Source organism: Vineibacter terrae, assembly GCF_008039615.1.
GTDB lineage: Bacteria > Pseudomonadota > Alphaproteobacteria > Reyranellales > Reyranellaceae > Vineibacter > Vineibacter terrae.
Window position 1 is genome coordinate 44,247 of sequence record NZ_VDUZ01000022.1, and the last position, 24,292, is coordinate 68,538.

Here is a 24,292-nt window from a genome sequence, read left to right on the forward strand (position 1 = left end):
ATCCTCAGGTCCAGAGCTGATCGCGTACGGCTTGCGGCCAGGCCTTCACGTCGAAGCCGTGGTGCTTGAACAGCGCCAGCGCAATGCGCTCGACGCCGAAGCCGACGCAGGCCGTGTGGGCCGTGCCGCCATCCTGGGTGCGGATGTCCCAGACATGGCCGAAATGGTCCTGGTGGTAGTTGAAGCTCAGGCAGGCCGTGGGCTTCTCGCGGCTGGTGATCGGGATCAGCAGCTCGAACTTCAGCGTCTGGTCGCGCTGGTTGGCGGCCAGCATCTTGCCGGCACGCCCGAAGAACGGGTCGTTGGCGACGTCGACCTCGAGCGGCACGCCCAGGGCCGACATGATGGCCGTGCCGCGATCGACCCAGAGCTGGCGGAACGCCATCACCTGATCGGCCGTGCCGATGCGCACATACTCGCGCTGGCGGAACAGCTGCATGCGCGCCGGGTCGATCGAGGGCTCGTGGCGGAAGCAGTAGGAATAGACGTCGACCAGCGCCCCGTCGGCGGGCAGCTTGCCGCGCGCCGCCAGCACCGGGTACAGCGGATAGCAGGCGGCCGGCGTCATCACGACCTGCGTCGCCTTCTGGCCCGCGGTCCAGTCTTCCTTCTTCAGCAGCGTCTCGATCAGCGCCTGATGGTCGCGATCATTGCCCATGAAGCTGTGAATGGTGCCGGCCAGCTGCGGGAAGCTCTTGAGGTAGCCGCTGTCCTCGAAATCGCGCCGGTTGATGGCCGGCGGGAAGCGCATCACCTCGGCGCCGTCATTGCCGCCATGGCGGGAGACCAGCAGATTGAAGCGCTCGATGACGTCCTCGAAGACACCGCTGCGGCCGTACAGCCCGTCGACCCCCATCGGGATCAGCAGGCGGTGCGCGATCAGCGCGTCGCGGAAGGCGGCCTGGGCCGCGCTCAGGGCATCGGCGGTCATGGGAACAGCCCCGGATCGTCCTTGAGGACGAGCAGCAGGTTGGCGGTGTTGGCCAGGATGCGGTCGTTGCTGACCATCAGCGCCGCCGAGTGGGCGTCACGCAGATGCCGGCCGACGCTGAACTCGCTGTCGTTGCGGTAGCCGGAAATGCCGCAGATCAGCAGGGCGTGGTTCACCACCTGCACCGCCATCTGCGACGTGCCGATCTTGAGGTTGTTCATCGCCACCGCGAACGACAGCGCGGTGAGCCGCTCGGCCGAGCCCAGCGCCGCCTCGTACTGCCGTGCTGCCGCCACCACGTTCGACTTCATGTGCTGCAGCAGGTTCATCGACTCGGCCAGCCGCAGGGCGCCCGGCGGGGTGCTGCCCGGCTTCTTGCGCGCCTCGGCGCGCACGAAGGTGCGCGCGCGCGCCACGGCGTCGGTAGCGATGCCCAGCCACAGGCTGCTCCAGGTCAGGTGCGACGTCGGCAGCATGGTCTGGGCCGAGATGTCGGCATAGGGCAGGGGCAGGATCTGGGCCACGTCGCCGGCCGCGTGCAGCCAGTAGCCGTTGCTGCAGGTGCCGCGCATGCCCAGCGTGTCCCACGACGAGGTCTGCTCCAGCCGGTAGTCGCCTTTCAGCACCGCGACGATCACCTGGTCGGAGGCCGGCGAGTCGGGCGTGCGCCGCGCCGTGACCAGGATGCCGTCGGCATCGGCGCCGTAGGAGATCACGGTCGCGTTCTTGCTGACCTTCAGGCGCTGGCCCTCGACCTCGACGGCGCAGACGCTGCTGCGCACGTCACCGCCGACGCCGGCCTCGGAGGTCGCCGAGGCCAGAAGCAGCTGCTCGCCAGCCAGCCGCTGCAGGAGCTGACGGTGCCAGGGGCTTTGCTGGCCATGGCGCACGATGCATGCCACCTGGATCTGGTGCATGGCATAGATCATCGCAGTCGAGGCGCAGTGCTGGCCCAGGGCATGGCACAGCGACAGGATCTCGGGGATCGAGGCGCCGGCGCCGCCGAACTCCGCCGGCACCATGACGCCCAGCAGCTTCTCCGCCTTCAGCGCCGCGAAGGATTCGCGCGGGAAGCGGGCATCGGCGTCGACGGCGCTGGCGTGCCTGGCAGCGACCTCGGCACCAACCCGCCGCGCCCGCTGCAGCAGATCGCTCATGCGGCGGCTTTTTGGTCCAGGAGCTCGCCGACGGCGGCCTTGATGGCGTCGATGCTCTCGAAGGTCCGTCGCCGCAGCAGGCGATCCGGGAACTCAACGTCGAACTTTTCCTCCAGGCTCAGCATCAGGTTGACCGTGGCATGGGATGTCAGGCCGGCGGTGTAGAGGTCGGCCGAATCGCTGAGCGTCGCGATATCGACAGGCAAGATGCTACCTTCGCGAAAGATGTCGCGAATCATGTCGGCTACGGTCGTCACGACGATGCGTCCCCCGAATGCGGAGTCTCAACAAGTGCTAAATATCTGAAACTAAACTATTATTTACTGCCTTTCGCTGCAATGCAAGATGCTTTTGCCCCAGCGGGGACCAAATAATCGAAAGAGCCCTCACTATCCCAGGGTCGGTATGGCAATGCGCTTGCGGCAACGCACTGTCAACAGCGCTTCTGCGGAGACTGGTCCGGCTATATTGGTTACCCTACCGGTGGTGCCCGCATGGCATCCCAGATGGCTATATGGTGGTGGAGGCAGTGATGCGGGCAGTAATTCTCAGGCAGGGCGATCTCGTGGTCGACACGGTGCCCGACCCGAAGCCCGGCGCCGGACAGGTGCTGGTGAAGACCCTGGCGTGCGGGATCTGCGGCTCGGACCTGCATGCCCACAAGCACGGCCACCGGATGGTCGACGTCAGCCGGCGGGTCGGCGGGCGCGAGCCGATGGATCTCGGGCGTGACGTCATCTTCGGCCATGAGTTCTGCGCCGAGGTGCTGGACCATGGCCCCGGCACGGCCCGCACCTTGAAGCCCGGAACGCGGGTCTGCTCGGTGCCCGTCGTCGTCACCGAGCAGGGACCGCGCACCGTCGGCTACTCGAACGACTTCCCTGGCGGGTTTGCCGAGCAGATGGTGCTGAGCGAGCCGCTGCTGATCGAAGTACCCAACGGCCTGTCGGCCGAGCACGCGGCCCTGACCGAGCCGCTCGCCGTCGGCATCCACGCCGTGGAGAAGGCGGCGGTGAAGGGTGACGAGGTGCCCCTGGTGATCGGTTGCGGCCCGGTCGGCCTGGCGGTGATCGCGGCCCTCAAGCTGAAGAAGCTGCACCCGATCATCGCGGCGGATTTCTCGCCGGCACGGCGCAAGCTGGCCGAGCAGCTGGGTGCCGACATCGTCGTCGACCCTGCCCGGACCTCGCCCTACACGACCTGGATGGACAAGGCCGCGCTCGGCGGCCCGGCGCCGGCGGTGGGTGGCCCGGTGTGGACCCCGCCGCAATACAAGCCGGCCCTGGTCTTCGAATGCGTCGGCGTGCCCGGCGTGCTGCAGAAGATCTTCGAGGGCGTGCCGCGCGGCGCCCGGGTTGTGGTCGTGGGCGTCTGCATGGAGGTCGACCAGGTCGAGCCCATGTTCGGCATCACCAAGGAGCTGAACCTGCAGTTCGTGCTGGGCTACACCCCCGAGGAGTTTGCCCGTGCGCTGCGGCTGATCGCCGAGGGCGCCGTCGATGCCGCCTCCCTGATCACGGGCAAGGTCGGCGTCGACGGCGTCAAGGCCGCCTTCGAGCAGCTCGGCAACCCCGAGCGCCATACGAAGATCCTGGTCGAGCCTTGGCGCTGAGCCGCTGAACCGCGACAGTCACCCCGGCGCTCGCGATGATGCGGGCGCGGCGAGGGGGACGGCCTACCCCTGCCGGCCGGCCTCGTACAGGAACCAGACGCGGCCTTCGGCCTCGTCGATCCAGGGCTCCAGCAAGCTGGCGGTGGCGACGTCGCCGTGTTCGTTGCACAGGCCGTGCGTCTCGCGCATGCGCGCCGCGAGCTGGCTGTTGTCCTCGCGCAGCTCGGCCAGCATGTCGGACGGTGTGACGTAGTCGGCTTCGTTGTCCAGGACGCGTTGCAGGCGTGTGACATGGCCGGCTGAACGCAGGGTCATGCCCCCGAGCTTGCGCACACGTTCGGCGATCGGGTCTGCCGTCGCCAGGATCTGCGTCGCCTGCTCGTCCAGCAGCAGATGGTAGTCACGGAAGTGCGGGCCGGAGACGTGCCAGTGAAAGTTCTTCGTCTTGAAGTACAGGGCGAACATGTCCGCGAGCAGGGCGTTGAGCGCGGCGGCGAGGTCGGCCCTGGCGTTGGATGCGAGGTCGTTCGGTGTCTGAAGCGGTGCCGTGCGCCGCTTCTGTGCATCCTTGGCCGTCATGACATGTCTCCTGGTAGCATTGACGATTTCAGCCCATGGACCAGAGCGCCACGAGCGGCCCGCCCGGACCGGTCACGGGATCTGAGGCGGGGAAGGACACCTGCGCGATCTGTGCGATTGCTGCCGGCGTCGGCGCGGCCCGGCAGAGGTCCGGGCCCTGTCCCGGCGGATAGGCCCCGACCACGAGAAAATCGGCGCTGGCGTCCAATCGGCAATGGCCGGTGCCCGCCGGCAGCACGGCGACATCGCCGGCCCTGACCTCGACCTCCTGGCCGCCCGGACCGCCCAGCATCAGCCGGGCCTTGCCGCGCGCGATGCCCAGCACCTCATGCGCCGCGGTATGGTAGTGATGGTAGTCATAGACGCCGTCACGCCATTGCGCCGGCCAGCCGGTGTGCTCGAACAAGGCCTCGAAGGCTGCCGCCGGGTCGCTGCCGGACGTGTCGACGGCGCTGCGATAGAGGAGCACCGGCAGCCGTGGGTTGTTGGGCATCCAGCCATTGGCGTCCAAACGCAGAATCTCGGGTGTCGGCGCGTCACTGCGCCGTGCTTGTGCCGGCATGGGTATCCTCCCGCGAGTCCAAGCCAGGGAAGTATGGCACTGAACGTCGCAGGCCGTCAGGCGTTTCGTGCCACACGAAGCCAGGAGAAGCACCATGCGCATCGAACCCGTCTTCCTGTTCGACCTCGACGGCACGCTGGTGGACAGCGTGTACCAGCACGTGCTGGCCTGGAAGGAGGCGCTCGATGCCGAGGGTATCGAGCTGGCGGTCTGGCGCATCCACCGCAAGATCGGCATGAGCGGCGGGCTGTTCACCAACCAGCTCCTGCGCGAGACCGGTCTTGAGATCAGCACCGAACGGGTCGAGCGATTGCGTCGCGGCCACGCCGAGGCCTATCAGCGGCAATCGGCGCAGATCCGGCCGTTGCCGGGCGCGCCCGAGCTGCTGGCATGGCTGTCGCAGGCCGGTGTTCCCTGGGCGATCGCCACGAGCGGCCGCATGGAGACCGCGGCCGTCAACCTTGCCGCGCTGGGCGTCGATCCCGACCGCACGCCGGTGGTGACGCGCGACCAGGTCAAGTACGCCAAGCCGGATCCCGACCTGTTCGTCGCCGCCGCCGAGCGGTTGGGTGCGCCGATCGAAACGGCCGTGGTCGTCGGCGACAGCATCTGGGACATGCTGGCGGCAGTGCGCTGCCGCGCATTGGGGGTGGGCCTGCTGAGCGGTGGCTACGGTCCGGACGAGCTGCGGCAATCCGGCGCCTACCGCGTGTACGAGGACCCCGCCGACCTGCTGCGGCATGTCGACGAGGTCGGCGGCCGGCGCTGACGCATCACAGCGCCGGCCGCCGGTCAGCCCAGGGGCATGCCTGCTCGAACAGCGCCGCGACGCGCAGCACGTCGGCATCGGCCCACCAGCGGCCAACGATCTGCAGCGCCGTGGGCAGGCCGTCGCGTGCCCAGCCGGACGGCACCGAGATCGCAGGGTGGCCGGTGAGGTTGAACGGGTACTGGTAGGCGGTCCAGCTTTGGCGGGTGAGGCCGCAAGGCTGGTTGTTGATGATCACCTGCTGCGCGGCGTCGAAGGTGGCGTCCAGGGCGGTCCGTGCCGTCGTCGGCGATACCAGGAAATCGAAGCGCTTGAACAGCCGCTGCATGGCCTGGAACAGATTGGTGCGCGCATACTCCGCGTTGCGCACGTCGGTCATGCTGAAGCCGCTACCCCATTCGGCGAAGGCGATCAGTGACTTGTCCATCTTGTCGCGCCATTGCGGGAAGCGCGGCAGCATCTTGGCCGCGATCGCCGACTGGTAGAGCACGCGCCCTTCATATTCGATCCAGTCGATGGCCTCGCTGACCGGCTCGATCTCGGCGCCCAGCGCTGCCAGCGCCGCCAGGGCGGCCTCGGTATTGGTCCGCACCTCGTCGTCGACCTGCGTGTTGGCCATCTTCTCGATGTAGCCGATGCGGATGCCGGCCAGGCGCTGACCCGCCAGCAGCGGCGTGATCGGCCGCAGGCCGGGATTGGCCAGCGACCAGGGATCGCGCTCGTCCGGTCCCACCATGGCCGACAGCATCAGGGCGGCGTCGGCCACGGTGCGGGTCATCGGCCCGGCATAGGCGTTGTTGGCGAAGACGTCGCTGGCGGTCTCCATCGGCACCGCGCCCAGCGTCGGCTTCAGCCCGACGATGCCGCACGATGCGGCCGGTCCGCGGATCGAGCCGGCGCCGTCGGTGCCGACGGCCAGCGGCCCAAGGCCGGCGGCGACGGCGGCTGCCGCGCCGCCGCTCGATCCGCCGGGCGTGCGGTCCGGCGCCCAGGGATTGCGGGTGACGCCCTGCAGCGGGCTGTCCGTGAGGCCCTTGTGGCCGAACTCGGGTGTCGTGGTCTTGCCGATGATGATGGCGCCGGCCGCCTTCAGCCGCGCCGGCGTGACGCCGTCCGCCGCCGCCACGTGGTCGGCGAAGATGTGCGAGCCGTGGGTGGTGCGCACGCCCGCGACGTCGATCAGGTCCTTGATGCTCACCGGCACGCCATGCAGCGGGCCGAGCGCGGCGCCGGCGGCGACGGCCGCTTCGGCGGCGCGGGCAGCCGCGCGCGCCGGCTCCGCCATCACCGTGACGAAGGCATTGAGCGTGGGCTGCGTGCGCGCGATGGCGGCCAGGACGGCATCGGTGTACTCGACCGGCGACAGCTTGCGGCGGCGTATCAGGCTGGCGGCATCGATGGCCGACAGGAAGAGAAGATCATCGTTCATGGATGGAGCGCACTCGCTTTCGTGCTTTCGATTCGACGGGCACGTGCTTCCGAGCGCAAGGAGGAAACTTCCCGCGAACAGGAGATGTTCGCTGCGCTCGATATGACATAGCGTTGTTGGCTACCTGGAATCGCTGGTCGCTGATACACCTGTCATCCCGAGCGCAGCGAGGGATCTCCTGCGGCAAGGCGCACGGTGCGCCATTCGCGGGAGATCCCTCGCTGCGCTCGGGATGACAGTCATGACTCACCTTTTGCCAATAGCCGGTTACTAGCTCGCATCCGGGTAGCGGATCGCGATCACCTCGATGCTGTCCGGGCCGGCCGGGGTGCGCACCTCCACGGAGTCGCCCTCCTGGGCTTTCAGCAGCGCACGCGCCACGGGCGAGATCCAGCTCACATGGCCGCGGTCGAGGTCGACCTCGTCGACGCCGACGATCGTGATGGTGTGCTCCTCGTCACGGCCGTTCACGTAGGTGACGGTGGCGCCGAAGAACACCTGATCGCGGTTCGGCTGCCTGGCCGGGTCGACGACCTGGGCGGCCGACAGCCGCTTGCTCAGGAAGCGGATGCGGCGGTCGATCTCGCGCAGCCGCTTCTTGCCGTAGAGATAGTCGCCGTTCTCCGAGCGGTCGCCGTTGGCGGCAGCCCATGACACGACCTTCACCACCTCGGGCCGTTCGACATCCATCAGGTTCATCAGCTCGGCGCGCAGGCGCGCGAAGCCCGACGGCGTGATGTAGTTCTTGACGCCGGTCGGCAGCGACGACGCATCGGGCGGATCGTCGTCGATGTCGCCGTCGGTCTCCTTGGTGAAAGCCTTGCTCATGACAGTCGTTCTACCATCCTTGACGGGCACGCAGCGAATCCAGCGCCCGGTCGACGAAGTCAAGCCGGTCCTGGCCCCAGAAACGTTCACCCTCGATGACGAAGGTCGGTGCGCCGAACACGCCCAGCGCCTCGGCCTCGTCGCTGTACTGCTTGTACAACGCCTGTACTGCCGGGCTGGTTTCAGCCTGCACCAGGGCAGCGCCGTCGAAGCCATTCTCGTCGCCGATCTGGCGCCGCACGTCGGGGGCGGCAGTGTCGCGCTCCTCGGCCCAGAGCGCGCGCAGCAGCGCGTGCGACAAGCGGAAAGCGTCGAGGCCGGCATTCTGGGCTGCGATCACCATCCATCCCGGCCGCTTGTTCCAATCGGGATCGGTGACCACCTGCGGATAATGCCGCGGCTCCAGGTTCAGGGGCATGCTGAGATGACGGCGCCAGCGGTCGAGCTCCAGGGCGTGGTAGGTGCGGCGCGGCTGCGGGCGGGTGCGCAGCGGCACGCCGCCGGTCCGGGGCACGACGGCTTGGAAATCATAGGGCTTCAGCACCAGCTTGACGCGGTGCCGGCGCACGATGTCCTGCAGCCGCGGCCCGGCGAAGTAGGCCCACGGCGAGGACAGGCTGTAGAAGCATGGCAGTTCGATCATCACGTCGGACTCTGCTAAGAGGGCGCTGTCGCAGGGCAGGGGCGCTCGGATGGACAAGATCCTCGACACGGTCGAGGCCCGCAAGGGTGGTGGCGCGGCGGCGCCGAAGGGCCTGGCGGCGCTGGAGCGCGCGGCCCGGCATGACCTCGACCGGCTCAACTATCCGGCGGCGGACTGGGTGCTGCCCGCCATCGGCCCCGACGGCGGCCCGGCGCTGGACGTGCTGGTCGTCGGCGGTGGCATGTGCGGCCAGACGGCAGCCTTCGCCCTGCGCCGCGAAGGCGTGCGCAATATCCGCGTCGTCGACCGCAATCCGCAGGGCCGCGAGGGTCCGTGGGGGACGTTCGCGCGCATGGAAACGCTGCGCTCGCCCAAGCAGCTCACCGGCCCCGACCTGGGCGTGGCGACGCTCACCTATCGCGCCTGGTACGAGGCGCATCACGGCATCGACGGCTGGCAGGCCTTGCACAAGGCGCCGCGGCTGGACTGGCTCGACTACCTGCTGTGGGTGCGCCGCGTCGCCGAGCTGCCGATCGAGAACGATACGGCCATGACATCGCTGGACGCCGACGGCGCGTTCCTGCGGGTGAGCCTGCAGGGGCCGCGCGGCCGCGAGGTCATCTTCGCGCGCAAGGTCGTGCTGGCGCTGGGCCGCGACGGCAGCGGCGCGCCGCGCTGGCCGGCCTTCGCGTCGTTCGATCCCGCCGGCGCCGCCGCGCGCGGCCGCGTGTTTCATTCGTCCGATTCCATTGATTTCGCGGCGCTGGCCGGGCGTCGTGTCGGCGTGCTGGGCGCCGGCGCCTCGGCATTCGACAATGCCGGCGCCGCCCTGGAGGCGGGTGCCCGCGGGGTGATCATGTTCACGCGCCGGCGCTTCCTGCCGCAGGTCAACAAGTCCAAGGGTGCGTCCTTCCCTGGCTTCCAGCGCGGCTTCGCAGCGCTCGACGACGACCGGCGCTGGCGGTTCATGACCTACATCTTCGACGAGCAGGCGCCGCCGCCGCATGAATCGGTGCTGCGCTGCGATCGTCATGCCGGCTTTGCGATCCGTTTCAGCGAGCCGTGGATGGACCTCGCCGTCGACGCCGATGGTGTTGCGGTGACGACGCGCACCGGCCGGCATCGCTTCGATGCCGTCATCATCGCGACCGGTTTCGATGTCGACCTCACCGAGCGCCCCGAGCTGGCATCGCTGCGCGACGAGGTCCTGCTGTGGGCCGATCGCCGCGCACCGGCGGAGATCGCCGCCGAGCCGGAGGCGGCGCGCTTTCCCTATCTCGGTGACGGCTTCCAGCTTTGTCCGCGCGACGCCGGCGCGACACCGCGGCTGGCCGATATCCACGTCTTCAATTGGGGCTGCACCATGAGCCACGGACCGCTGGCGGGCGATATCCCGGGACTGGGGATCGGTGCTGCGCGGCTGGCGCAGGCGATCGTGCGCGATCTGTTCGTAGCCGATGCCGATCGCCATTTCGAAGCCCTGGTCGCCCACGAGGAGCCGGAACTGGCGCCGACCCGATATTTCGTGCCGCGCGAGCAGCGCGGCATCGAATAGCTGCTGCGCGCCGCAGGCCATGCCCGGCGGCCGCAGAACCTTGCACGCTTGCGAAAGCCGTTTCGGGAGGTCGCCGCCATGAAAGCCCATGATGTGCTCAAGCACCCGCTCAACGTGCTGACCCGCGAGCAGCGCGACCTCTTCCTCCAGAACGGCTTCCTCGTGCTGCCGGACTATGTGCCGCAGGCCTGGCTGACGCGCTTGCGGGATGCGATGTCGACGCTCCTGGACCGCAGCCGCGCCGTGCGCGAGTCCGATGCGATCTATGTGCTGGAGGAGGGGCACTCGCCGCAGACGCCACGGCTGCACCGCATCAGCAGCCCGCAGGACCAGCATCCGGTGTTCTGGGATTTCATGACCGACCCGGTCATGACCGACCTGGCGGCCGACGTCGTGGGTCCCGATGTGAAATTCCATCATGCCAAGCTCAATGTGAAGTCGGGCAAGGGCAGCCAGGGCTTCGGCTGGCACCAGGACATTCCCGCATGGCCCCACACGGATTTCAGCCCGGTGACCATCGGCGTCTATATCGACGGCTGCCGTGATGACCAGGGGCCGCTGACCGTCGCCCGCGGCAGCCATGAGGGCCCGCTGTTCTCGATGTATGACGGCGAAGGCAACTTTGTCGTCAAGATCCGGCCGCAGGACCTGGGCTGGCTCAAGGACGACATGATCGACAGCCTGACCGGCGGACCGGGAACCACGGTGCTGCTCAACTGCCGCATCGTCCACGGCTCGGCGCCCAACCGTGCGCCGGAGGCACGTCCGCTGCTGCTGCCGGTGTACTCGTCGGCTGATTCGTTTGCCTACACGCCCAGCCCCATCCCCAGCCCGCACCAGGGTGACATCGTGCGCGGCAAGGCCGCACGGTTCGCCAGCTTCGACACCCGTCCCGTCGAAATGCCGCCCGATTGGCGCGGCGGCTACAAGCCGGTATGGGCGCACAAGAAGCCGGACGCGACGGAGCGCGCGGTCGGCTATTAGGGAGGCACATACACGTCCTCCCCCAACGCAGTTGGGGGAGGAAAAGACCGTCAATCGATCGTAGCCCCCACGGCCTTCACGACCTCGGCCCATTTGGCGCGGTTGGCCTTCACGGTAGCGCGGAACTGCTCGACCGTCTCAATGCGCGGCGCCGTGCCGGTCTCGAGGAACTTGTGGCGCAGCGCCGGCATTTCCAGGGTCGTGCGCACGGCCGTGTTGATCCGGGCGGTGATCTTGGGGTCGAGGTCCTTGGACCCGAACAGGCCGAACCACGTGTAGCTCTCGTAGCCTGGCACGCCTGCTTCATCAATGGTGGGGATGTCGGCCACCGCGGCCACACGTGTCTTCGTCGTCACGCCCAGCAGGCGCACGTTGCCGGCGCGCCACTGGGCCAGCACGGTCTGCACCTGATTGAAGATGCAGCAGACGTCGCCCTTGAGAACACCCTGAAGCGCTTCGGGACCGCCCTTGTAGGGCACATGCACCATGTCGAGGCCAGCCCGGGCGACGAACTCGGCGAAGGCGAGATGCGTGCCGGTGCCGTTGCCCGTCGAGGCGTAGTTGTACTTTCCGGGGCTCGCTTTCACCGTTTCGATGAAAGCCTTCACCGACGTCACGTCGATGATGTCGGGGTTGATCGTCAGCACGTTCGACACGTCGACAAGCGGCGCGATCGGCGTGAAGTCAGCCTCGACATCGAACGGCAGGCGCTTGTAGAGCGCGGCGTTGACGCCGTGCGTCGCGGCGGTGCCCAGCAGGAGCGTGTAGCCGTCTGCCCGGGCGTGGGCCACGGCCTCGGATGCGACATTGCCGCCGGCGCCGGGCCGGTAGTCGATCACGAGCTTGGCGCCGAGCGCCTTCTCCAGAGGCTCTTGCAGGGTGCGGGCCACGACATCGGTGCCGGAGCCGGCGGGGAAGCCCATCAGGATCGTGATCGGCCTGGCCGTCGGCCATTCCTGCGCCTGGGCCTGGGCAGCCAGCGCCGCGACGGCGAGGCCGATCAGCGTCGCTCGTGCAAGGATCGACAGCATCGACACCACCTCGGTGGTTCCAGGGACCGCGCCAGCATACGCGAATCGCCGGCAGGCGGGCATCAATGTAGCCCGCCGAGAGGGGCAGCGCGCAACCCGCCTAAGCCACCATGCCAGGCGGCAGCTTCTTCCAATGATAGCCCTGCTGTGCCTGATTGTAGCCGTACTGGTAGAGGGATCCCATGTAGCCCGAGTTGAACGGCCCGACATAGGGCGTGGTGAAATCCTGGTCGATATAGGCGAGGTTGAAATCGACGCCGTCACGCTTGGTCGTGGTGTAGATCCGGTACATGTCGCCGACGCCGTTGCTGGCCAGCAGCATGGAGATCGCGCGGCCGGCGATCGTCAGGGTTTGCCGCGACACGTCTTCCCATGGTGCGCCCAGCTTCGAGTTGCGGATGATGTAGGCGGTGCGCTTGCGCTGGATGCCGGACGCCTTGACCGAGAGGCTCGGCGGATAGAGGAACACCTGGGCCACGGCGCCGCCATCGACATGCATCTCCTGGTACTTCTTGCCGTTGACCTCGACGTCGAGCATCACTGGCGGGAAGGCGCCCGGCACCGATGCCGAGGCGATCAGGATGCGGCGGATCACCTCGAGCGCCTCCGGCGAATCGGTCTTGGCGATGGCGCCGATGTTCCAGATGACCGGCTTCGCCGCATCGAACTGGGTCGTGGAGATCAACAGCAAGCGACCCTTGTCGTACTCGGCACCGATCTTGCGCATCATGTCCATCGTCAGGTACTTGGACATGGTCGTGTAAAGCGGCGCCGTGTCGCTGAGCGCGTCGCTGGTGATCGCCGCCATGAACGAGCGCTTGGTGAAGATCTTGTCGGCGGATGTCCTGGTATACACCTCGGTCAGCGCATCGTCGTAGTCAGGGCCCAGGAAGGCGAACGGCGCCGTGAGGGCACCGGTGCTGATGCCGGTCACCAGCTTGAACTCCGGGCGATTGCCTCGCTTGGTCCAGCCGGTCAGCAGGCCGGCACCGAACGCGCCGTCGTCGCCGCCACCGGAGATGGCGAGGAAATAGGCCGGGGGCAGCGGGCCGGTGTGGCCCTGGCTTCGCCACAATGCGAGCTCGCGCGCATAGGCGGCCTCGCCCTCCGCGGTCAGACCGGCAGTACCCGTGTCGATGTAGAAGCGGCCGTTGGTGATGCCGGCCACCTTGACCTGATCCAGCGCTTCGACGGGCACCGTGTTGACCCGCTCGAGCGGGCCGCACGCGGTTGTCGTCAGGCCGGCGGCCAGTCCGCCATGAATCAGCAACCGTCGCCGCATGTTCGCAACCATGCTCTCCCCCAAAGTCACGACTACGCCTGTGCGTAATATTTGCCCGCCGGGAATGCCAAGTCATCGGCTGTCGGCGATGGCGCGGCAAATAAATCTTCCATGCCGCGCGCGCGAAGTTCGTCTTTCGGCTAGTCGTGGCTCGCGAATCGTGCCCGCTGCCGCGCACGTACCGCGCGTGACCCTGCGCAGCTCCGTGCTCGCGGGGCGGGAAGACGTGGCCGTGCCTCAGCCGACGCGCACGCTCGAGCCGCCGTCCACCGGCAGGGCGACGCCGGTGATGAAGTTGGCTTCATCGGAGGCCAGGAACAGCGCCGCGTTGGCGACATCCCATGCCGTGCCCATCTTGCGCCGCAGCGGCACCTTGGCATCGCGCTCGGCAGCCACATCGGCGCGGCTGCGGTTGCCGGTGCGGGCGCGCGTGTCGACGGCCATGGGCGTGTCCATCAGGCCGGGCAGGATGACATTGGCGCGCACGCCGTACGGGGCGTTCTGGATCGCGAGCTGCTCTGTGAAGGCGATCATCGCCGACTTCGTGGCCTTGTAGGCGACGAAGGGATAATCGGTCCACGCCGCCATGGACGAGATGTTGATGATCACGCCGGCCTGCTGCTGGCGCATGATCGGCAGGACGTGCTTGCACGCCATCACGGTGCCGCGAAGGTTGATGGCCACCACCCGGTCGAAGGCTTCCTCGGTGATCTCGGTGGGCGGCGCGTCGCCGCCTGATATGCTGACGCCGACATTGTTGTGCAGGATGTCGATGCGGCCCCAGCGGCGCTGCGCGTCGGCCACCATCGCTGCCAGCATCGCTTCCTTGGTCACGTCGGCCTCGAAGGCGGCCGCCGTGCCGCCCGCCTTGGCGATCATGTCGGCGGTTTCCTGCGCCGAGGCAAGGCTGCGGTCGACCGACAGCACCTTGGCGCCTTCCTGGGCAAAGCGCAGCGCGGTGGCGCGGCCATTGCCCATGCCTTCGCCGGGTCCCTGGCCGGCACCGACGACGATCGCGATCTTGTTGGCCAAACGCATGACGGTCCTCTTTCCTTCAGGCCGCGGGCAGTGGGAACTGGTCGAGATACTTCCGGTACTCGGGCTCGAGGTCGATCTGCATCGTGGCGAGCAGCCGCACGACCCCGTTGTAGAAGCTGATGGTCATCACGAGGTCCAGCAGATGCTCCTCGCTCAGATGCCGGCGCAGCTCGGCGAAGGTGGCGTCCGACATCGCCAGATCCGTGGTCATCTCGCGTGCGCCACGCAGCACGGCCTGGGCCAGCGGCTCCAGCGACGAGGCCTGTCCGTCGGACTCGGCGATCAGGCCTCTTATGTCGTCGGGGGAGACACCGAAGTCGAAGCCGATCTTGATGTGATGCGCATACTCGTAGGCCGAGCGCGTCAGGTAGCCGACCTGCAGGATCGCCAGCTCGCGCAGCCGCGCGTCGAGCTTGCTGCCGAAGCGGATATAACCGCCCAGCCCCGTGAAAGCGCGCGAGCCGCCGGGGCTGTAGGCAAGGATCTGAAACAGCGGCAGGTCGCGCGCCAGCAGATCCTGGTTCTCGGGCGCCAGGTCGGCCTTGGTGAGATACTTCAGACGCGCCATCGCTGCTCCTCAATGCTCGGGCTGGGAGTCACGGGACGGCCCGACCAGGGTCGTGCCGCCGTCGACCACCAGGGTCTGGCCAGTGATGTAGCGGGCGTGGTCGGACAACAGGAAGCGCACGGCGTGGCCGATGTCCCAGCCCGTGCCTTCGCGGCGCAGCACCGAGGCCTGCTGGCGCTGCCGGCGCGCCTGGTCGGTCATGCCGCCAGCATAGACCATGGGCGTGTAGACCGGCCCCGGCGCCACGCAGTTGACGCGGATGCCGTCCGGCCCATGGTCGACCGCCATGGCGCGCGTCAGCGCGATCACGGCGCCCTTGGAGGTGCTGTAGGCCGTGAGGCCGCGCGGCCGCAGGGCCGAGATCGACGAGACGTTGATGATGGCGCCGCCGCCTGCGGTGCGCATCATGGCGGGGATCGCATGGCGTGCGGCCAGGTACATGGTGTCGACATTGACCTGCATGACCCGGCGCCAGACTTCCGGCTTCTCGTCGACGACGCTGCCGCGGCTGCCGATGCCGACGTTGTTGTCGAGGAAGTCCAGCCGGCCGAAGCGAGACACGGCCTCGGCAACCATCGCGGCGCATTGCGCATCGTCGGCGACGTCGGCGGCGAACGCCGCCGCGGTGCCGCCGTCGCCCGCGATCATCTCGACCGTGCGCTGGGCGAGGTCGTGCTGGCGGTCGACCACCAGCACGCGTGTGCCGGCGCGCGCCAGAAGGATCGCGGCGGCACGGCCGTTGCCGATGCCGTCGCCTGCCGCGCCGCCGCCGGTGACGATGGCGACCTTGCCGTCCAGGCCGGCGTCGCTCTGGCGCAGGATGTCCTTGGCCATATCGGTCACCTCAGGGCCAGCCGGCGCCGGGAACGTCCACCCGCAGGGTTTCGATGCGGCCGTCGCGCTTGTCGGCGATCGACGGTCCGCTGCCGGAGTTGGTGCACACGAAGAGCGTGCGCCGGTCATCGCCGCCCAGCATGCAGGCATAGGCGCCGCGCGGCGCCAGCGGGATCTCGCGCGCGATGCGGCCGCCTTCGAACACGCGCAGCAGCCGGTGCCCGAAGGGGTCGGACACCCAGATCGCGCCTTCGGCATCCAGGCAGATGCCGTCCGGGTAGCAGCCCTCGACCCGCGCCCACAGGCGCGGGTTCGACAGCGTGCCGTCGGCAGCGACGTCGAATGCCGTCAGCCGGTGCGCGAAGGTCTCGCCCACGATCAGGGTCTTGCCGTCCGGCGTGATCACGGTGCCGTTGGGAAACAGCAGGTCATCGGCGGCCTTGGTGACGGTTCCGTCCGGATCGACGCGCACGATGCAGGTCGTGCGCTGCGCCTCGCCCTTGTGCCGGTCGAAGCCGAAATTGCCGACATAGGCGCGGCCCTGGCTGTCGACCACCATGTCGTTGCACGGACCGCTCGCCAGCGCCGAGAGGTCCGCCACGGGCGTCAGCGTCGTGCCGTCCAGCCCCAGCAGCTTGCGGTCGAGCATCGACACGATCAGCAACCTGCCGTCGCGCGTCCAGCCCAGGCCCGAGGGTCGCTGCGGCACCTCGACGATGGTTTCGAGCTTGCCGCCGGCATCGACGGCCAGCACGCTATACGAGTAGAAATCCGAGAACCACAATCGTCCGTCGTGCCAGCGCGGCCCTTCGGGAAAGGTCAGGCCATCGACCAGGACATCGAGTGCATCAGGCATCTCACGCTCCTTGTTTTTCCTTCCCCGCTTGCGGGGAAGGTGGCCGAAGGCCGGATGGGGAGCCGACGTGGTCTTCGTGACTGAGACCATGTCAGGTCCCCTCCGCCCCTTCGGGGCACCTCCCCACTTCGTGGGGAGGACGATTCACCGCCGATCCCATTCGATGCGGAAGGCGTCGCGCTCGCGATGGATGTAGCCGGCGTTGGCGCCAGGGAAATGCGCCGGGCACAGCAGGCTGCGGTGCTCGGCGCAGTGCTCCAGCACCTGGCGCCGCGAGCGTGCGGACATGTCCTGGTCCCAGCAGAACTGGCTCGACCACTCGGGGTAATAGACCTGTATCGGATGATGCATGATGTCGCCGCTGAACACGGCCTCCTGGCCGCCGTCGGCAAGATGGATGGTGATCGAGCCTGGCGTGTGCCCGGGGGCGTCACGGATCGTCAGCAGCGAATCGGGCTGGTGGTCGATGTCGACGAAGACGGCCTGCCTGGCCTCGACGACCGGCAGCACGCTGTCGTCGAACGAGCCGCCATTGACCTCCTCGCCCGTCTTGTGTCGCCGCTCGTCCTCCCAATGGGCATACTCCTTGCGCGCGAACAGATAGCGCGCGTTGGGGAAGGTCGGTACCCAGCGGCCGTTCTCCAGCTTCGTGTTCCAGCCGACATGGTCGACGTGCAGATGGGTGCACATGACCATGTCGACGCTTTCGGGCGGCACGCCGGCAGCCCGCAGCCGCTCCAGGAAAGGAGTGTCGAGATTGTTCCAGGCCGGCGCGCTGCGCGTCTTGTGATTGCCCAGGCAGGTGTCGATCAGGATCGTGTGCCGCGGCGTGCGCACGATCCAGGTGTGGAGGCTGCCCACCAGCCGATCGCTGCCGGCCTCGACATGCTCGGGCACCATCCAGTGCTTGTGGGCGTCGAAAGCCTCCTGGTTGAACCGCGGGAACATGCGGTTGGGCTTGAACCCTGCGGCGCAGAGCTCCTCCACCTTGGCGATCGACGCCTGGCCGATGGTGCGTGCCGTCATATCCGTCTTCCTCCCCGATATCCGTCCGTAGTCGTGGTGGCGCAGTCTATAGCGGGCACGCCGGCCGGGAACCCGCGCCGCGCGAAGGGGAGCGTTGACGAAACCGGGCGAGGTGCACGGTCCCGGAAACCCCGCCAATTCGGCCATTTTGTTCGTACACCGTCCATCCAAGCGCGGAAAAACGGGCTTTTCCGCGCTTGCCGGCGTCTGAATCCCCAGAAAACGGCCTAAATCCGGTGTTTTTGGCCTCCGAAACCCACCATATCCATTGCGCAACGGATGATTCTTCGTATTCTAGGTTCGCTTCGCCGGTCGTGTCTTTAAGGGGGTGCGGCCGGGCGGAGGCCCCCCTGAAGAGAAGGAAAAAACCCATGGCTGCTGCGAAGGCTTCTGTCACCACCGTTCCGCTGTCGAAGCTCCTCGCCGAGCTGGCGGAAAAGCATGAAATGTCGAAAAAGTCGGTCGGTGCCCTGTTCGACGACTTCGTCGGCCTGACAGTCAAGAATCTCAAGAAGGGCAACAAGGTCCGCATCACCGGCCTGGGGATCATGCAGGTCCGCAGCCGGCCGGCGCGCATGGGCCGCAACCCGGCCACCGGTGAGCCGATCAAGATCAAGGCCTCGAAGAAGGTTGCCTTCCGGGTCGCCAAGGATCTCAAGGAAGCCATCTGATCCGGCACGAGCCGCATCGACACGAAAGCGCCCGGTTGAGCAGACCGGGCGTTTTTCGTTTCTCCTCGGACATTCCATGTCATCCCGAGCGTAGCGAGGGATCTCCCGCGAATGGCGCATGGTGCGTCTTTCGCTGAAGATCCCTCGCTGCGCTCGGGATGATGGTGGTGCTCGCGGATGGTGATGATAACACGCTACGCGGCGTAAGCCACCGGCCTGGCGCTGCCCTTGATCTGCGTGCGATGCATCACGCGCCTGGCGGTGGAGTCGAAGGGATCACGCCGGTGCATGGTGGTGCGGTTGTCCCACAGCACCAGGTCACCGACCCGCCAGCGATGGGCGTAGGTGAACTGCGGCTGGGTGGCGTGCGCCCATAGCGCATCGAGCAGCGCTTCGGACTCCGCGGGCGTGCAGCCCTCGACATAGGAGTTGCGGCGGCGGCCGAGATACAGGGCCGGCGCCCCGGTGGCCGGGTGCACGCACACCGCCGGATGCCAGGCGCCGGGCGCCTGGTGCGGATCATCGGTGGGTGTCACGCCCTGACGCAGATAGCCGCCGGAATTGTAGGTGCCGTCGTGCTTGATGCGCCGGCCGCGGATCCTCGCCTTGAGCGTCTCGGGCATGGCCGCGAAGGCGGCCTGCATGCCGCAGAACCAGGTGTCACCCCCGCTGGGCGGCAGCTCCAGCGCATAGAGCATCGAGGCGTCGGGCGGCGCTTCCAGGTAGCTCATGTCGGTGTGCCACACGGCCTCGCCGGCGCCCAGCGCGCCGATCGGCTGGCCCTTGTCGTCGAGCACATTGGAGACGACGTAGATGTCGGGATAGCCGGGCGGGCTCATGCGCCCGTTCTCCTGGTTGGGCGGCGGATCGAGCTCGCCCAGCCGGCGGCTGAAGGCCAGCAGGTCGTCGTCGCAGAGCGTCTGGTTGCGGAACAGCACGAAAGCGCCGCGGTGCCAGGCCTGCTCGACGGCGGCGAAATCCGCGTCGCTCAGCCGCGCCACATCAACGCCCGAGATCTCGGCGCCGACGGCCGGCGTGACGGGGGTGACCACAAGCGCCATGGCGTGCTCCTGTTGACGTCGGGAGCGCCGGCTTCCAGCCGGCGTTCCCTGCAGCATTTTGCAGCAGCGCGTCTCAGCCTGCCAGCGTCGCGAACACTTCCTCGATGGCCTGGCGCTGCCGGCCCGTGGCGGAGGAGGCCACGATGATGGGCGTGCGCACGCCCGCGGCGTACCATGCCGCCAGCTCCTCGCGCACCCGGGCGGGCGGCCCGAACAGGGTGACGTCGGCCAGCCATTTGTCGCTCATCAGCCTGGGCAGGTCCTGGATGCGCTGCTCGGCGATGGCGCGCTCGACGGCGGCCATCTCCTCGACATAGCCGCACTCCTTCCAGTAGTTGCGATAGTTCGGCAGCTGCAGGTAGCCGGTGAGGGTGCGCCGGTTCACCGTCTTGGCCGCCTCGATGTCATCGGAGATGCAGGTCGGGATCATGTTGCCGATGAAGAACCCGGCGCCGTCACGCTTGGCCGCCGGCAGGTGCGACAACGATGCGCCCATGGCCGAGCGGCAGGCGTTGGCGAACACCACGCCATCGCCGATCGCGCCCGCCAGCGTCACCATCTTCTGGCGCAGGGCAGCGATCACGATCGGCGGCAGCGGCCCCTGTCCGTCCTGCGACCGGTACTTCTCGACGAAGGCGCGCGTGTCGGCCAGCGGCTTGCCGGCCTTGGCCTCCATGCGGGCATGGCCCGGCGCGTGCGCCACGCCGATGCCGAAGCGGAAGCGGCCGCCGGAGATCTCGTGGATGAACGCCGTCGCCTCGGCGAAGTCCGAGACGCTGCGGGCGTAGATCGGCGCGATGGCGGTGCCGAAGGTGATGCGTTCGGTGTTCCAGGCCAGCGCCTCGCAGACCGACATGTTGCTGAAGCGGCTGGGGACATAGATGCCCTGGAAGCCGCGCCGCTCGGCCTCGCGCGCGGTGTCGATCATGGCGCGCCGGTTGCCGGGCGTGGCGATGACGCAAAGGGCTGGAAGCTGCAATGGCACGATGTCTTCTCCAAGGATGTGGTTGGGGCTGCGATGATCGCGTCCTAGGTGAGCACCGCGACTGTCTTGCGCTTGATCAGGTCGAAGTCGATGGCGGCGCCCAGGCCGGGGCCGTTGGGCATGTGCACCAGGCCGTCGCGGCCGACCACGATGTCCTGCTGCAGCCCATACTTCTGCGCGCCGTCGGGCAGCAGCACCTCGAAGAACTCGGTGTTGCGGATCGCCGCGATGACATGCAGGTTGGCGACGTTGTTGAGCGAGTTGCCGCCGTGGTGGACCTCGAAGTTCATGCGGAACGCCTCGGCCAGGTGCGCCGCCTTCACCAGGGTGGTGATGCCGCCCTTCACCGCCACGTCGCCGCGCAGGAAGTCGGTGGCCTGCAGCATGATCCAGGGGGCGTAGCTGTCGTAGCCGGTGATCGGGTATTCGGTGGCAAGGATCGGGATGCTGAGCTTCTGCTTCAGCTTGACGTAGTTGTAGATGTCCTGATCGGACAGCGGATCCTCGTACCAATGGAAGCCGAGGTCCTGCGCAGCCTGCCCGACCCGCACCGCGGTCGGGAAATCGTAGCTCCAGGTCGAGTCCAGCATCACGGTGTAATCGTCGCCGACCGCCTTGCGCACGGCCTCGCAGACCTTGATGTCCTCGCGCCAACGGGTCGGCGGGTGGATCTTGTAGGCTGCCCAGCCGGCGTCGCGGTGGCGCTGCGCCTCCTCGGCGTAGGCCTGCGGCGTCGCCAGCACGGCCGAGCTGGCATAGGCCGGGATGCTCTCGCGGTAGGTGCCCAGCAGCCGGTGGATCGGCTGGCCGATCGCCTTGCCGGCCAGATCCCACAGCGCCACGTCGACGGCGCCGATCGGACGCACGCCCGACGCGCGCTGGCGGCGCCAGATGTCCTGGTTCAGCCGCTCGCGCTCCAGCGGGTCGCGGCCCATCAGCACCGGCTTGAGATGCGTGATCAGGCCCTGGCCGTCGGTGGTGGCGGGGTTCATCGCCGAGCCGAGGAAGGCGTGGCCCTCCAGGCCCTGGTCGGTGATCAGGCGCAGCAGGCCCAGCTGGCTCTTGCCGCCGAAGCGGCCGGTATGGCTGCCGTAGGTCGTGGCCGGGATATCGTCCCACGCGAACAGCGTGAGCGTGACGTCCGTGATCTTCATGGCGCTCCTCCCGCGTTTGCCGGGACTGTAGCGGATGTGCGTCGATGCCGGCATGCCCGTCGCGCATGGTTGCTGCGCAGCCTGCCGCATTTGCTGCTGCGATGCGTCACGTGGCAAGCTCGTGCGCAAGAAATCGCGGACGCATCGCACCGGAGGATCGCCGCATGAAAATCGCGCGTATCGACGCCACCTGGGCGCATGTGCCGATCCCGCCCGCGGGCCAGCACGTCAGCAATTTCGGCCTGGTGGCGTCGTTCGATTCGGTGATTGTGCGGGTCGAAACCGATGCCGGCCTGGTGGGCTGGGGCGAGGCCAAGGCCGGTGTCGGCTCGGCGGCCTCCTGCGCCGGCCTGGCGGCGATCATCCGCGACGATCTTGCGCCGCTGCTGCTGGGCGAGGATCCGCGCGACATCGCGCGGCTGTGGGACGTGATGTACAACGCCCCGCGCCACGGCCATGCCATCGCGCGCGGGCACGGCATGCCGCAGCTCGGCCGCCGCGGCCTGACGCTGTCTGCCATCGGCGGCATCGACATCGCCTTGTGGGACATCCTCGGCAAGTCCTTGAACGCGCCGGTGTGGCGGCTGCTGGGCGGCCGGCGCGCCGCGCGCATGCCGGCCTATGCCTCGGGCGGCTGGGCCGATGCCAGGAACATCGGCGCCCAGCTGAAAGGCTATGTCGCCAAAGGCGGCTTCAAGGCGGTGAAGATGCGGGTCGGCGTCATGGACGGCACGCCGGCGCGCTCGGCGGAGCGGGTCAAGGCGGCGCGCGCCGCGCTGGGTCCCGATATCGGGCTGGCATGCGACGCGCATGGCACCTTCACCGTGGCCGAGGCCAAGGCCTTCGCCCGCATGGTCGAGGATTGCGACCTGATGTGGTTCGAGGAGCCGGTGTCCGGCGACGACAAGGCCGGCATGGCCGAAGTGCGCCGCTCATGCGCGGTGCCGATCAGCGCCGGCGAGAGCGAGTTCACGCGTCACGATTTCCGCGACCTGGCGGAGCTGCGCGCTGCCGACATCCTGCAGCCTGATCTCGCGATTGCCGGCGGCATCACGGAGGCGCTGCGCATCTCGGCCATCGCTTCGGCCTTCAACCTGCGGCTGGCGCCGCATCTGTGGTCGGGCGCGCCGGGCTTCGCGGCCGGGCTGGCGGTCGCGGCCAACGCGGCGGCCGGCTTCATCCTCGAATACTCGCTGGGCAGCAACCCGCTGCTGCAGGATCTGGCGCGGGAAGGATTCCCGGTCGAGGACGGCATGGTCGAGATCCCCGACCGGCCGGGCCTGGGCATCACCGTGGACGAAGCATTCCTGAAGAGGCACGCGCGCGCCTGACGCGCGCCAAGGAGGCTGCGCATGGAGCCGACCACGCCGGCGCCGAAGATGGTGGGTGCTGCCACCGTGCTCGCGGTGCGCGATGTCGCCGCCAGCACGGCCTACTACCGCGATGCGCTGGGCTTCGCCGTCACCTTCCAATACGGCCAGATGACCTACTATGTCTGCCTCTGCCGCGACGACGTGCTGCTGCATCTGCTGGCGGTCGGCGGCGATGTGCGCTTGCCGGGGCAGGGCGGCCTGTGCGTCTTCGTGAGCGACGTCGACGCCATGCATGGCGAGCTCAAGGCGCGCGGCGCCAGGGTGATCAAGGCGCCGGCGGACTACGCCTACGGCATGCGCGATTTCGACGTGACGGACCTCGACGGCAACCGCATCACCTTCGGCATGGCGAGCCAGGACGCCGGGCAACAGGCGACGGAGGGCTGACATGCGCAGAAGGGCGCTTATCGGCGGCGCCGCGGCTGCCGGCCTGATCGGGCCAGCCATGGCCCAGACGCCGCTGAAGCAGGAGGTGCGGCTGTTCTGCGGCTTCCCGCCCGGCGGCACCGCCGACCTGCTCGCCCGCCTGCTGGCCGATGCCCTCACGCCGGTGGTCGGCCAGAAGGTGATCGTCGAGACCAGGACGGGCGCCAGCGGCTTCATCGCCAACGAGGCGGTGGCGCGGTCGGCGCCGGACGGGCATGCGATCCTGCTGGCGGGCATGGCGGCGTTCTGCGTCTCGCCCGTGATGCCGGGCCAGAAGCTGCCGATCGATGTCGACAAGGACCTGACGCCGATCGCCAATGTCGCCGGCGTCTACAACATGCTGGTGGTCGGCCGGCCGGCGCCGTTCCGCCTCGTGCCGGAGATCATCGACCAGGCCAGGAACGCGCCGGGCAAGCTGACCTATGCCTCGACCGGCAACGGCACCTCGCAGCACCTCGCCGGCGAGCTGTTCAAGAAGCTGGCCGGCGTCGACCTGCTGCATGTGCCCTATCGCGGCGGCGCGCCGGCGATCCAGGACATGGTGGCCGGCAACGTCAACATGATGTTCGGCAACATGCCGGAATTCCTGGGCCAGATCGCCGGCGGCAACCTGATCCCCGTCGCCTTCGGCGCGCCGCGCGCCTCGCCGCTGTTCCCCGGCCTGCCGCTGATCTCGATGTGGCTGCCGGACTTCAAGGTCGTGAACTGGTTCGCCGTGTTCGGCCCTGCCGGCCTGCCGGCGCCACTCGTGCAGTTCTGGAACAAGGCGCTGCGCGCCGTGGTGGCCCAGGAGGCATTCCAGAAGCGCATGGTGGACAACGGCATGGAGAACCTGATCGGCTCGCACGACGCGCTGAAGGCCACGATCGCCGCCGACCGCGCCAAATGGGCCGAAATCATCAAGTCCGCCGGCATGCGCGCGGATTGAACCCGGGAGC

26 protein-coding genes are annotated in these 24,292 nt (G+C 68.2%); 8 read left to right on the top strand and 18 right to left on the bottom strand.

Annotated features, from left to right (window positions below; translation table 11 throughout):
* Window positions 1-4: 4 nt before the first annotated feature.
* The 3 genes from FHP25_RS19375 to FHP25_RS19385 are packed head-to-tail and all read right to left on the bottom strand — an operon-like array spanning window position 5 to window position 2,327.
* The gene (locus FHP25_RS19375; RefSeq protein ID WP_147848602.1) at window positions 5-931 is read right to left on the bottom strand and encodes an amino acid--[acyl-carrier-protein] ligase; all 927 of its coding nucleotides are present in this window, start codon (window positions 929-931) and stop codon (window positions 5-7) included.
* On the bottom strand, window positions 928-2,088 hold the full coding sequence (locus tag FHP25_RS19380; protein ID WP_147848603.1) for an acyl-CoA dehydrogenase family protein: 1,161 nt from the start codon (window positions 2,086-2,088) through the stop codon (window positions 928-930). Before FHP25_RS19380 ends, FHP25_RS19375 begins: the two co-directional genes overlap by 4 nt.
* Window positions 2,085-2,327 (bottom strand): acyl carrier protein, encoded by a 243-nt coding sequence (locus tag FHP25_RS19385; protein ID WP_147848604.1) that lies wholly within the window; start codon window positions 2,325-2,327, stop codon window positions 2,085-2,087. Before FHP25_RS19385 ends, FHP25_RS19380 begins: the two co-directional genes overlap by 4 nt.
* A gap of 293 nt (window positions 2,328-2,620) precedes the next feature.
* On the opposite strand from FHP25_RS19385, the gene FHP25_RS19390 reads away from it, so the two are divergent.
* Complete coding sequence (locus FHP25_RS19390; RefSeq protein ID WP_147848605.1) at window positions 2,621-3,700, top strand: zinc-binding dehydrogenase; 1,080 nt, start codon at window positions 2,621-2,623, stop codon at window positions 3,698-3,700.
* 63 nt (window positions 3,701-3,763) lie between these two features.
* Here the strand turns inward: FHP25_RS19390 and FHP25_RS19395 are convergent, their stop codons facing one another.
* Complete coding sequence (locus FHP25_RS19395; protein WP_147848606.1) at window positions 3,764-4,279, bottom strand: Dps family protein; 516 nt, start codon at window positions 4,277-4,279, stop codon at window positions 3,764-3,766.
* Window positions 4,280-4,307: 28 nt separating this feature from the next.
* On the bottom strand, window positions 4,308-4,841 hold the full coding sequence (locus tag FHP25_RS19400) for a cupin domain-containing protein (protein WP_147848607.1): 534 nt from the start codon (window positions 4,839-4,841) through the stop codon (window positions 4,308-4,310).
* A gap of 94 nt (window positions 4,842-4,935) precedes the next feature.
* Between FHP25_RS19400 and FHP25_RS19405 the strand changes: the two genes are divergently transcribed.
* The gene (locus tag FHP25_RS19405; protein WP_147848608.1) at window positions 4,936-5,610 is read left to right on the top strand and encodes an HAD family hydrolase; all 675 of its coding nucleotides are present in this window, start codon (window positions 4,936-4,938) and stop codon (window positions 5,608-5,610) included.
* Window positions 5,611-5,614: 4 nt separating this feature from the next.
* Here FHP25_RS19405 and FHP25_RS19410 read toward each other — a convergent pair whose 3' ends face one another.
* From FHP25_RS19410 to FHP25_RS19420, 3 genes are all read right to left on the bottom strand, one after another.
* Window positions 5,615-7,039, bottom strand: coding sequence for an amidase (locus FHP25_RS19410; RefSeq protein ID WP_147848609.1), 1,425 nt, complete (start codon window positions 7,037-7,039; stop codon window positions 5,615-5,617).
* Window positions 7,040-7,309: 270 nt separating this feature from the next.
* Window positions 7,310-7,867 carry a transcription elongation factor GreB gene (greB, locus tag FHP25_RS19415; RefSeq protein WP_147848610.1) on the bottom strand — a complete coding sequence of 186 codons (558 nt, stop codon included), beginning with the start codon at window positions 7,865-7,867 and terminating at the stop codon, window positions 7,310-7,312.
* A gap of 10 nt (window positions 7,868-7,877) precedes the next feature.
* Entirely contained in the window at window positions 7,878-8,510 is a 633-nt protein-coding gene (locus FHP25_RS19420; protein ID WP_147848611.1) for a 2-hydroxychromene-2-carboxylate isomerase, read from the bottom strand.
* Window positions 8,511-8,559: 49 nt separating this feature from the next.
* Between FHP25_RS19420 and FHP25_RS19425 the strand changes: the two genes are divergently transcribed.
* Window positions 8,560-10,065 (top strand): NAD(P)-binding domain-containing protein, encoded by a 1,506-nt coding sequence (locus FHP25_RS19425; protein ID WP_147848612.1) that lies wholly within the window; start codon window positions 8,560-8,562, stop codon window positions 10,063-10,065.
* A gap of 78 nt (window positions 10,066-10,143) precedes the next feature.
* Window positions 10,144-11,049: a phytanoyl-CoA dioxygenase family protein gene (locus FHP25_RS19430; protein ID WP_147848613.1), complete on the top strand. Its 906-nt coding sequence runs from the start codon at window positions 10,144-10,146 to the stop codon at window positions 11,047-11,049.
* Window positions 11,050-11,099: 50 nt separating this feature from the next.
* Here FHP25_RS19430 and FHP25_RS19435 read toward each other — a convergent pair whose 3' ends face one another.
* The 7 genes from FHP25_RS19435 to FHP25_RS19465 all read right to left on the bottom strand — a co-directional run bounded on the left by FHP25_RS19435 (window position 11,100) and on the right by FHP25_RS19465 (window position 17,684).
* On the bottom strand, window positions 11,100-12,080 hold the full coding sequence (locus FHP25_RS19435; RefSeq protein ID WP_147848614.1) for a Bug family tripartite tricarboxylate transporter substrate binding protein: 981 nt from the start codon (window positions 12,078-12,080) through the stop codon (window positions 11,100-11,102).
* A 100-nt stretch (window positions 12,081-12,180) separates the two neighbouring features.
* On the bottom strand, window positions 12,181-13,362 hold the full coding sequence (locus FHP25_RS19440; protein ID WP_218578457.1) for a patatin-like phospholipase family protein: 1,182 nt from the start codon (window positions 13,360-13,362) through the stop codon (window positions 12,181-12,183).
* Window positions 13,363-13,599: 237 nt separating this feature from the next.
* Window positions 13,600-14,400: an SDR family NAD(P)-dependent oxidoreductase gene (locus FHP25_RS19445; RefSeq protein ID WP_147848616.1), complete on the bottom strand. Its 801-nt coding sequence runs from the start codon at window positions 14,398-14,400 to the stop codon at window positions 13,600-13,602.
* 16 nt (window positions 14,401-14,416) lie between these two features.
* Complete coding sequence (locus FHP25_RS19450; RefSeq protein WP_147848617.1) at window positions 14,417-14,968, bottom strand: carboxymuconolactone decarboxylase family protein; 552 nt, start codon at window positions 14,966-14,968, stop codon at window positions 14,417-14,419.
* Window positions 14,969-14,977: 9 nt separating this feature from the next.
* Window positions 14,978-15,802, bottom strand: coding sequence for an SDR family NAD(P)-dependent oxidoreductase (locus FHP25_RS19455; RefSeq protein WP_218578458.1), 825 nt, complete (start codon window positions 15,800-15,802; stop codon window positions 14,978-14,980).
* 10 nt (window positions 15,803-15,812) lie between these two features.
* On the bottom strand, window positions 15,813-16,658 hold the full coding sequence (locus tag FHP25_RS19460) for an SMP-30/gluconolactonase/LRE family protein (RefSeq protein ID WP_147848618.1): 846 nt from the start codon (window positions 16,656-16,658) through the stop codon (window positions 15,813-15,815).
* Between the two features lie 144 nt (window positions 16,659-16,802).
* A complete protein-coding gene (locus FHP25_RS19465) occupies window positions 16,803-17,684 on the bottom strand; it encodes an MBL fold metallo-hydrolase (RefSeq protein ID WP_147848619.1) in 882 nt (293 codons plus the stop codon).
* Window positions 17,685-18,055: 371 nt separating this feature from the next.
* Here FHP25_RS19465 and FHP25_RS19470 point away from each other — a divergent pair, with 371 nt between their 5' ends.
* A complete protein-coding gene (locus FHP25_RS19470; protein WP_147848620.1) occupies window positions 18,056-18,355 on the top strand; it encodes an HU family DNA-binding protein in 300 nt (99 codons plus the stop codon).
* A gap of 194 nt (window positions 18,356-18,549) precedes the next feature.
* Here FHP25_RS19470 and FHP25_RS19475 read toward each other — a convergent pair whose 3' ends face one another.
* From FHP25_RS19475 to FHP25_RS19485, 3 genes are all read right to left on the bottom strand, one after another.
* Window positions 18,550-19,416 carry a TauD/TfdA dioxygenase family protein gene (locus tag FHP25_RS19475; RefSeq protein ID WP_147848621.1) on the bottom strand — a complete coding sequence of 289 codons (867 nt, stop codon included), beginning with the start codon at window positions 19,414-19,416 and terminating at the stop codon, window positions 18,550-18,552.
* Between the two features lie 73 nt (window positions 19,417-19,489).
* On the bottom strand, window positions 19,490-20,401 hold the full coding sequence (locus FHP25_RS19480) for an LLM class flavin-dependent oxidoreductase (RefSeq protein ID WP_147848622.1): 912 nt from the start codon (window positions 20,399-20,401) through the stop codon (window positions 19,490-19,492).
* A 44-nt stretch (window positions 20,402-20,445) separates the two neighbouring features.
* Window positions 20,446-21,555, bottom strand: coding sequence for an enolase C-terminal domain-like protein (locus FHP25_RS19485; RefSeq protein ID WP_147848623.1), 1,110 nt, complete (start codon window positions 21,553-21,555; stop codon window positions 20,446-20,448).
* A gap of 164 nt (window positions 21,556-21,719) precedes the next feature.
* On the opposite strand from FHP25_RS19485, the gene FHP25_RS19490 reads away from it, so the two are divergent.
* From FHP25_RS19490 to FHP25_RS19500, 3 genes are read left to right on the top strand one after another with little or no spacing between them, the layout of a single operon-like run.
* Window positions 21,720-22,886 (top strand): mandelate racemase/muconate lactonizing enzyme family protein, encoded by a 1,167-nt coding sequence (locus FHP25_RS19490; RefSeq protein WP_147848624.1) that lies wholly within the window; start codon window positions 21,720-21,722, stop codon window positions 22,884-22,886.
* Between the two features lie 21 nt (window positions 22,887-22,907).
* On the top strand, window positions 22,908-23,315 hold the full coding sequence (locus FHP25_RS19495) for a bleomycin resistance protein (protein WP_147848625.1): 408 nt from the start codon (window positions 22,908-22,910) through the stop codon (window positions 23,313-23,315).
* 1 nt (window position 23,316) lies between these two features.
* Window positions 23,317-24,282, top strand: a complete 966-nt coding sequence (locus FHP25_RS19500; RefSeq protein WP_147848626.1) for a Bug family tripartite tricarboxylate transporter substrate binding protein — start codon at window positions 23,317-23,319, stop codon at window positions 24,280-24,282.
* Window positions 24,283-24,292: the final 10 nt, after the last annotated feature.

Bases quoted from the DNA above. Each gene is read 5' to 3' on its own strand.
- FHP25_RS19390 (WP_147848605.1), top strand. From the start codon at position 2,621: ATGCGGGCAGTAATTCTCAGGCAGGGCGATCTCGTGGTCGACACGGTG.
- FHP25_RS19395 (WP_147848606.1), bottom strand. From the start codon at position 4,279: ATGACGGCCAAGGATGCACAGAAGCGGCGCACGGCACCGCTTCAGACA.
- FHP25_RS19380 (WP_147848603.1), bottom strand. From the start codon at position 2,088: ATGAGCGATCTGCTGCAGCGGGCGCGGCGGGTTGGTGCCGAGGTCGCT.
- FHP25_RS19425 (WP_147848612.1), top strand. From the start codon at position 8,560: ATGGACAAGATCCTCGACACGGTCGAGGCCCGCAAGGGTGGTGGCGCG.
- FHP25_RS19460 (WP_147848618.1), bottom strand. From the start codon at position 16,658: ATGCCTGATGCACTCGATGTCCTGGTCGATGGCCTGACCTTTCCCGAA.
- FHP25_RS19410 (WP_147848609.1), bottom strand. From the start codon at position 7,039: ATGAACGATGATCTTCTCTTCCTGTCGGCCATCGATGCCGCCAGCCTG.
- FHP25_RS19435 (WP_147848614.1), bottom strand. From the start codon at position 12,080: ATGCTGTCGATCCTTGCACGAGCGACGCTGATCGGCCTCGCCGTCGCG.
- FHP25_RS19405 (WP_147848608.1), top strand. From the start codon at position 4,936: ATGCGCATCGAACCCGTCTTCCTGTTCGACCTCGACGGCACGCTGGTG.
- FHP25_RS19420 (WP_147848611.1), bottom strand. From the start codon at position 8,510: ATGATCGAACTGCCATGCTTCTACAGCCTGTCCTCGCCGTGGGCCTAC.
- FHP25_RS19385 (WP_147848604.1), bottom strand. From the start codon at position 2,327: ATGATTCGCGACATCTTTCGCGAAGGTAGCATCTTGCCTGTCGATATC.
- greB (WP_147848610.1), bottom strand. From the start codon at position 7,867: ATGAGCAAGGCTTTCACCAAGGAGACCGACGGCGACATCGACGACGAT.
- FHP25_RS19495 (WP_147848625.1), top strand. From the start codon at position 22,908: ATGGAGCCGACCACGCCGGCGCCGAAGATGGTGGGTGCTGCCACCGTG.
- FHP25_RS19445 (WP_147848616.1), bottom strand. From the start codon at position 14,400: ATGCGTTTGGCCAACAAGATCGCGATCGTCGTCGGTGCCGGCCAGGGA.
- FHP25_RS19490 (WP_147848624.1), top strand. From the start codon at position 21,720: ATGAAAATCGCGCGTATCGACGCCACCTGGGCGCATGTGCCGATCCCG.
- FHP25_RS19450 (WP_147848617.1), bottom strand. From the start codon at position 14,968: ATGGCGCGTCTGAAGTATCTCACCAAGGCCGACCTGGCGCCCGAGAAC.
- FHP25_RS19455 (WP_218578458.1), bottom strand. From the start codon at position 15,802: ATGGCCAAGGACATCCTGCGCCAGAGCGACGCCGGCCTGGACGGCAAG.
- FHP25_RS19375 (WP_147848602.1), bottom strand. From the start codon at position 931: ATGACCGCCGATGCCCTGAGCGCGGCCCAGGCCGCCTTCCGCGACGCG.
- FHP25_RS19465 (WP_147848619.1), bottom strand. From the start codon at position 17,684: ATGACGGCACGCACCATCGGCCAGGCGTCGATCGCCAAGGTGGAGGAG.
- FHP25_RS19470 (WP_147848620.1), top strand. From the start codon at position 18,056: ATGGCTGCTGCGAAGGCTTCTGTCACCACCGTTCCGCTGTCGAAGCTC.
- FHP25_RS19440 (WP_218578457.1), bottom strand. From the start codon at position 13,362: ATGCGGCGACGGTTGCTGATTCATGGCGGACTGGCCGCCGGCCTGACG.
- FHP25_RS19430 (WP_147848613.1), top strand. From the start codon at position 10,144: ATGAAAGCCCATGATGTGCTCAAGCACCCGCTCAACGTGCTGACCCGC.
- FHP25_RS19400 (WP_147848607.1), bottom strand. From the start codon at position 4,841: ATGCCGGCACAAGCACGGCGCAGTGACGCGCCGACACCCGAGATTCTG.
- FHP25_RS19485 (WP_147848623.1), bottom strand. From the start codon at position 21,555: ATGAAGATCACGGACGTCACGCTCACGCTGTTCGCGTGGGACGATATC.
- FHP25_RS19500 (WP_147848626.1), top strand. From the start codon at position 23,317: ATGCGCAGAAGGGCGCTTATCGGCGGCGCCGCGGCTGCCGGCCTGATC.
- FHP25_RS19475 (WP_147848621.1), bottom strand. From the start codon at position 19,416: ATGGCGCTTGTGGTCACCCCCGTCACGCCGGCCGTCGGCGCCGAGATC.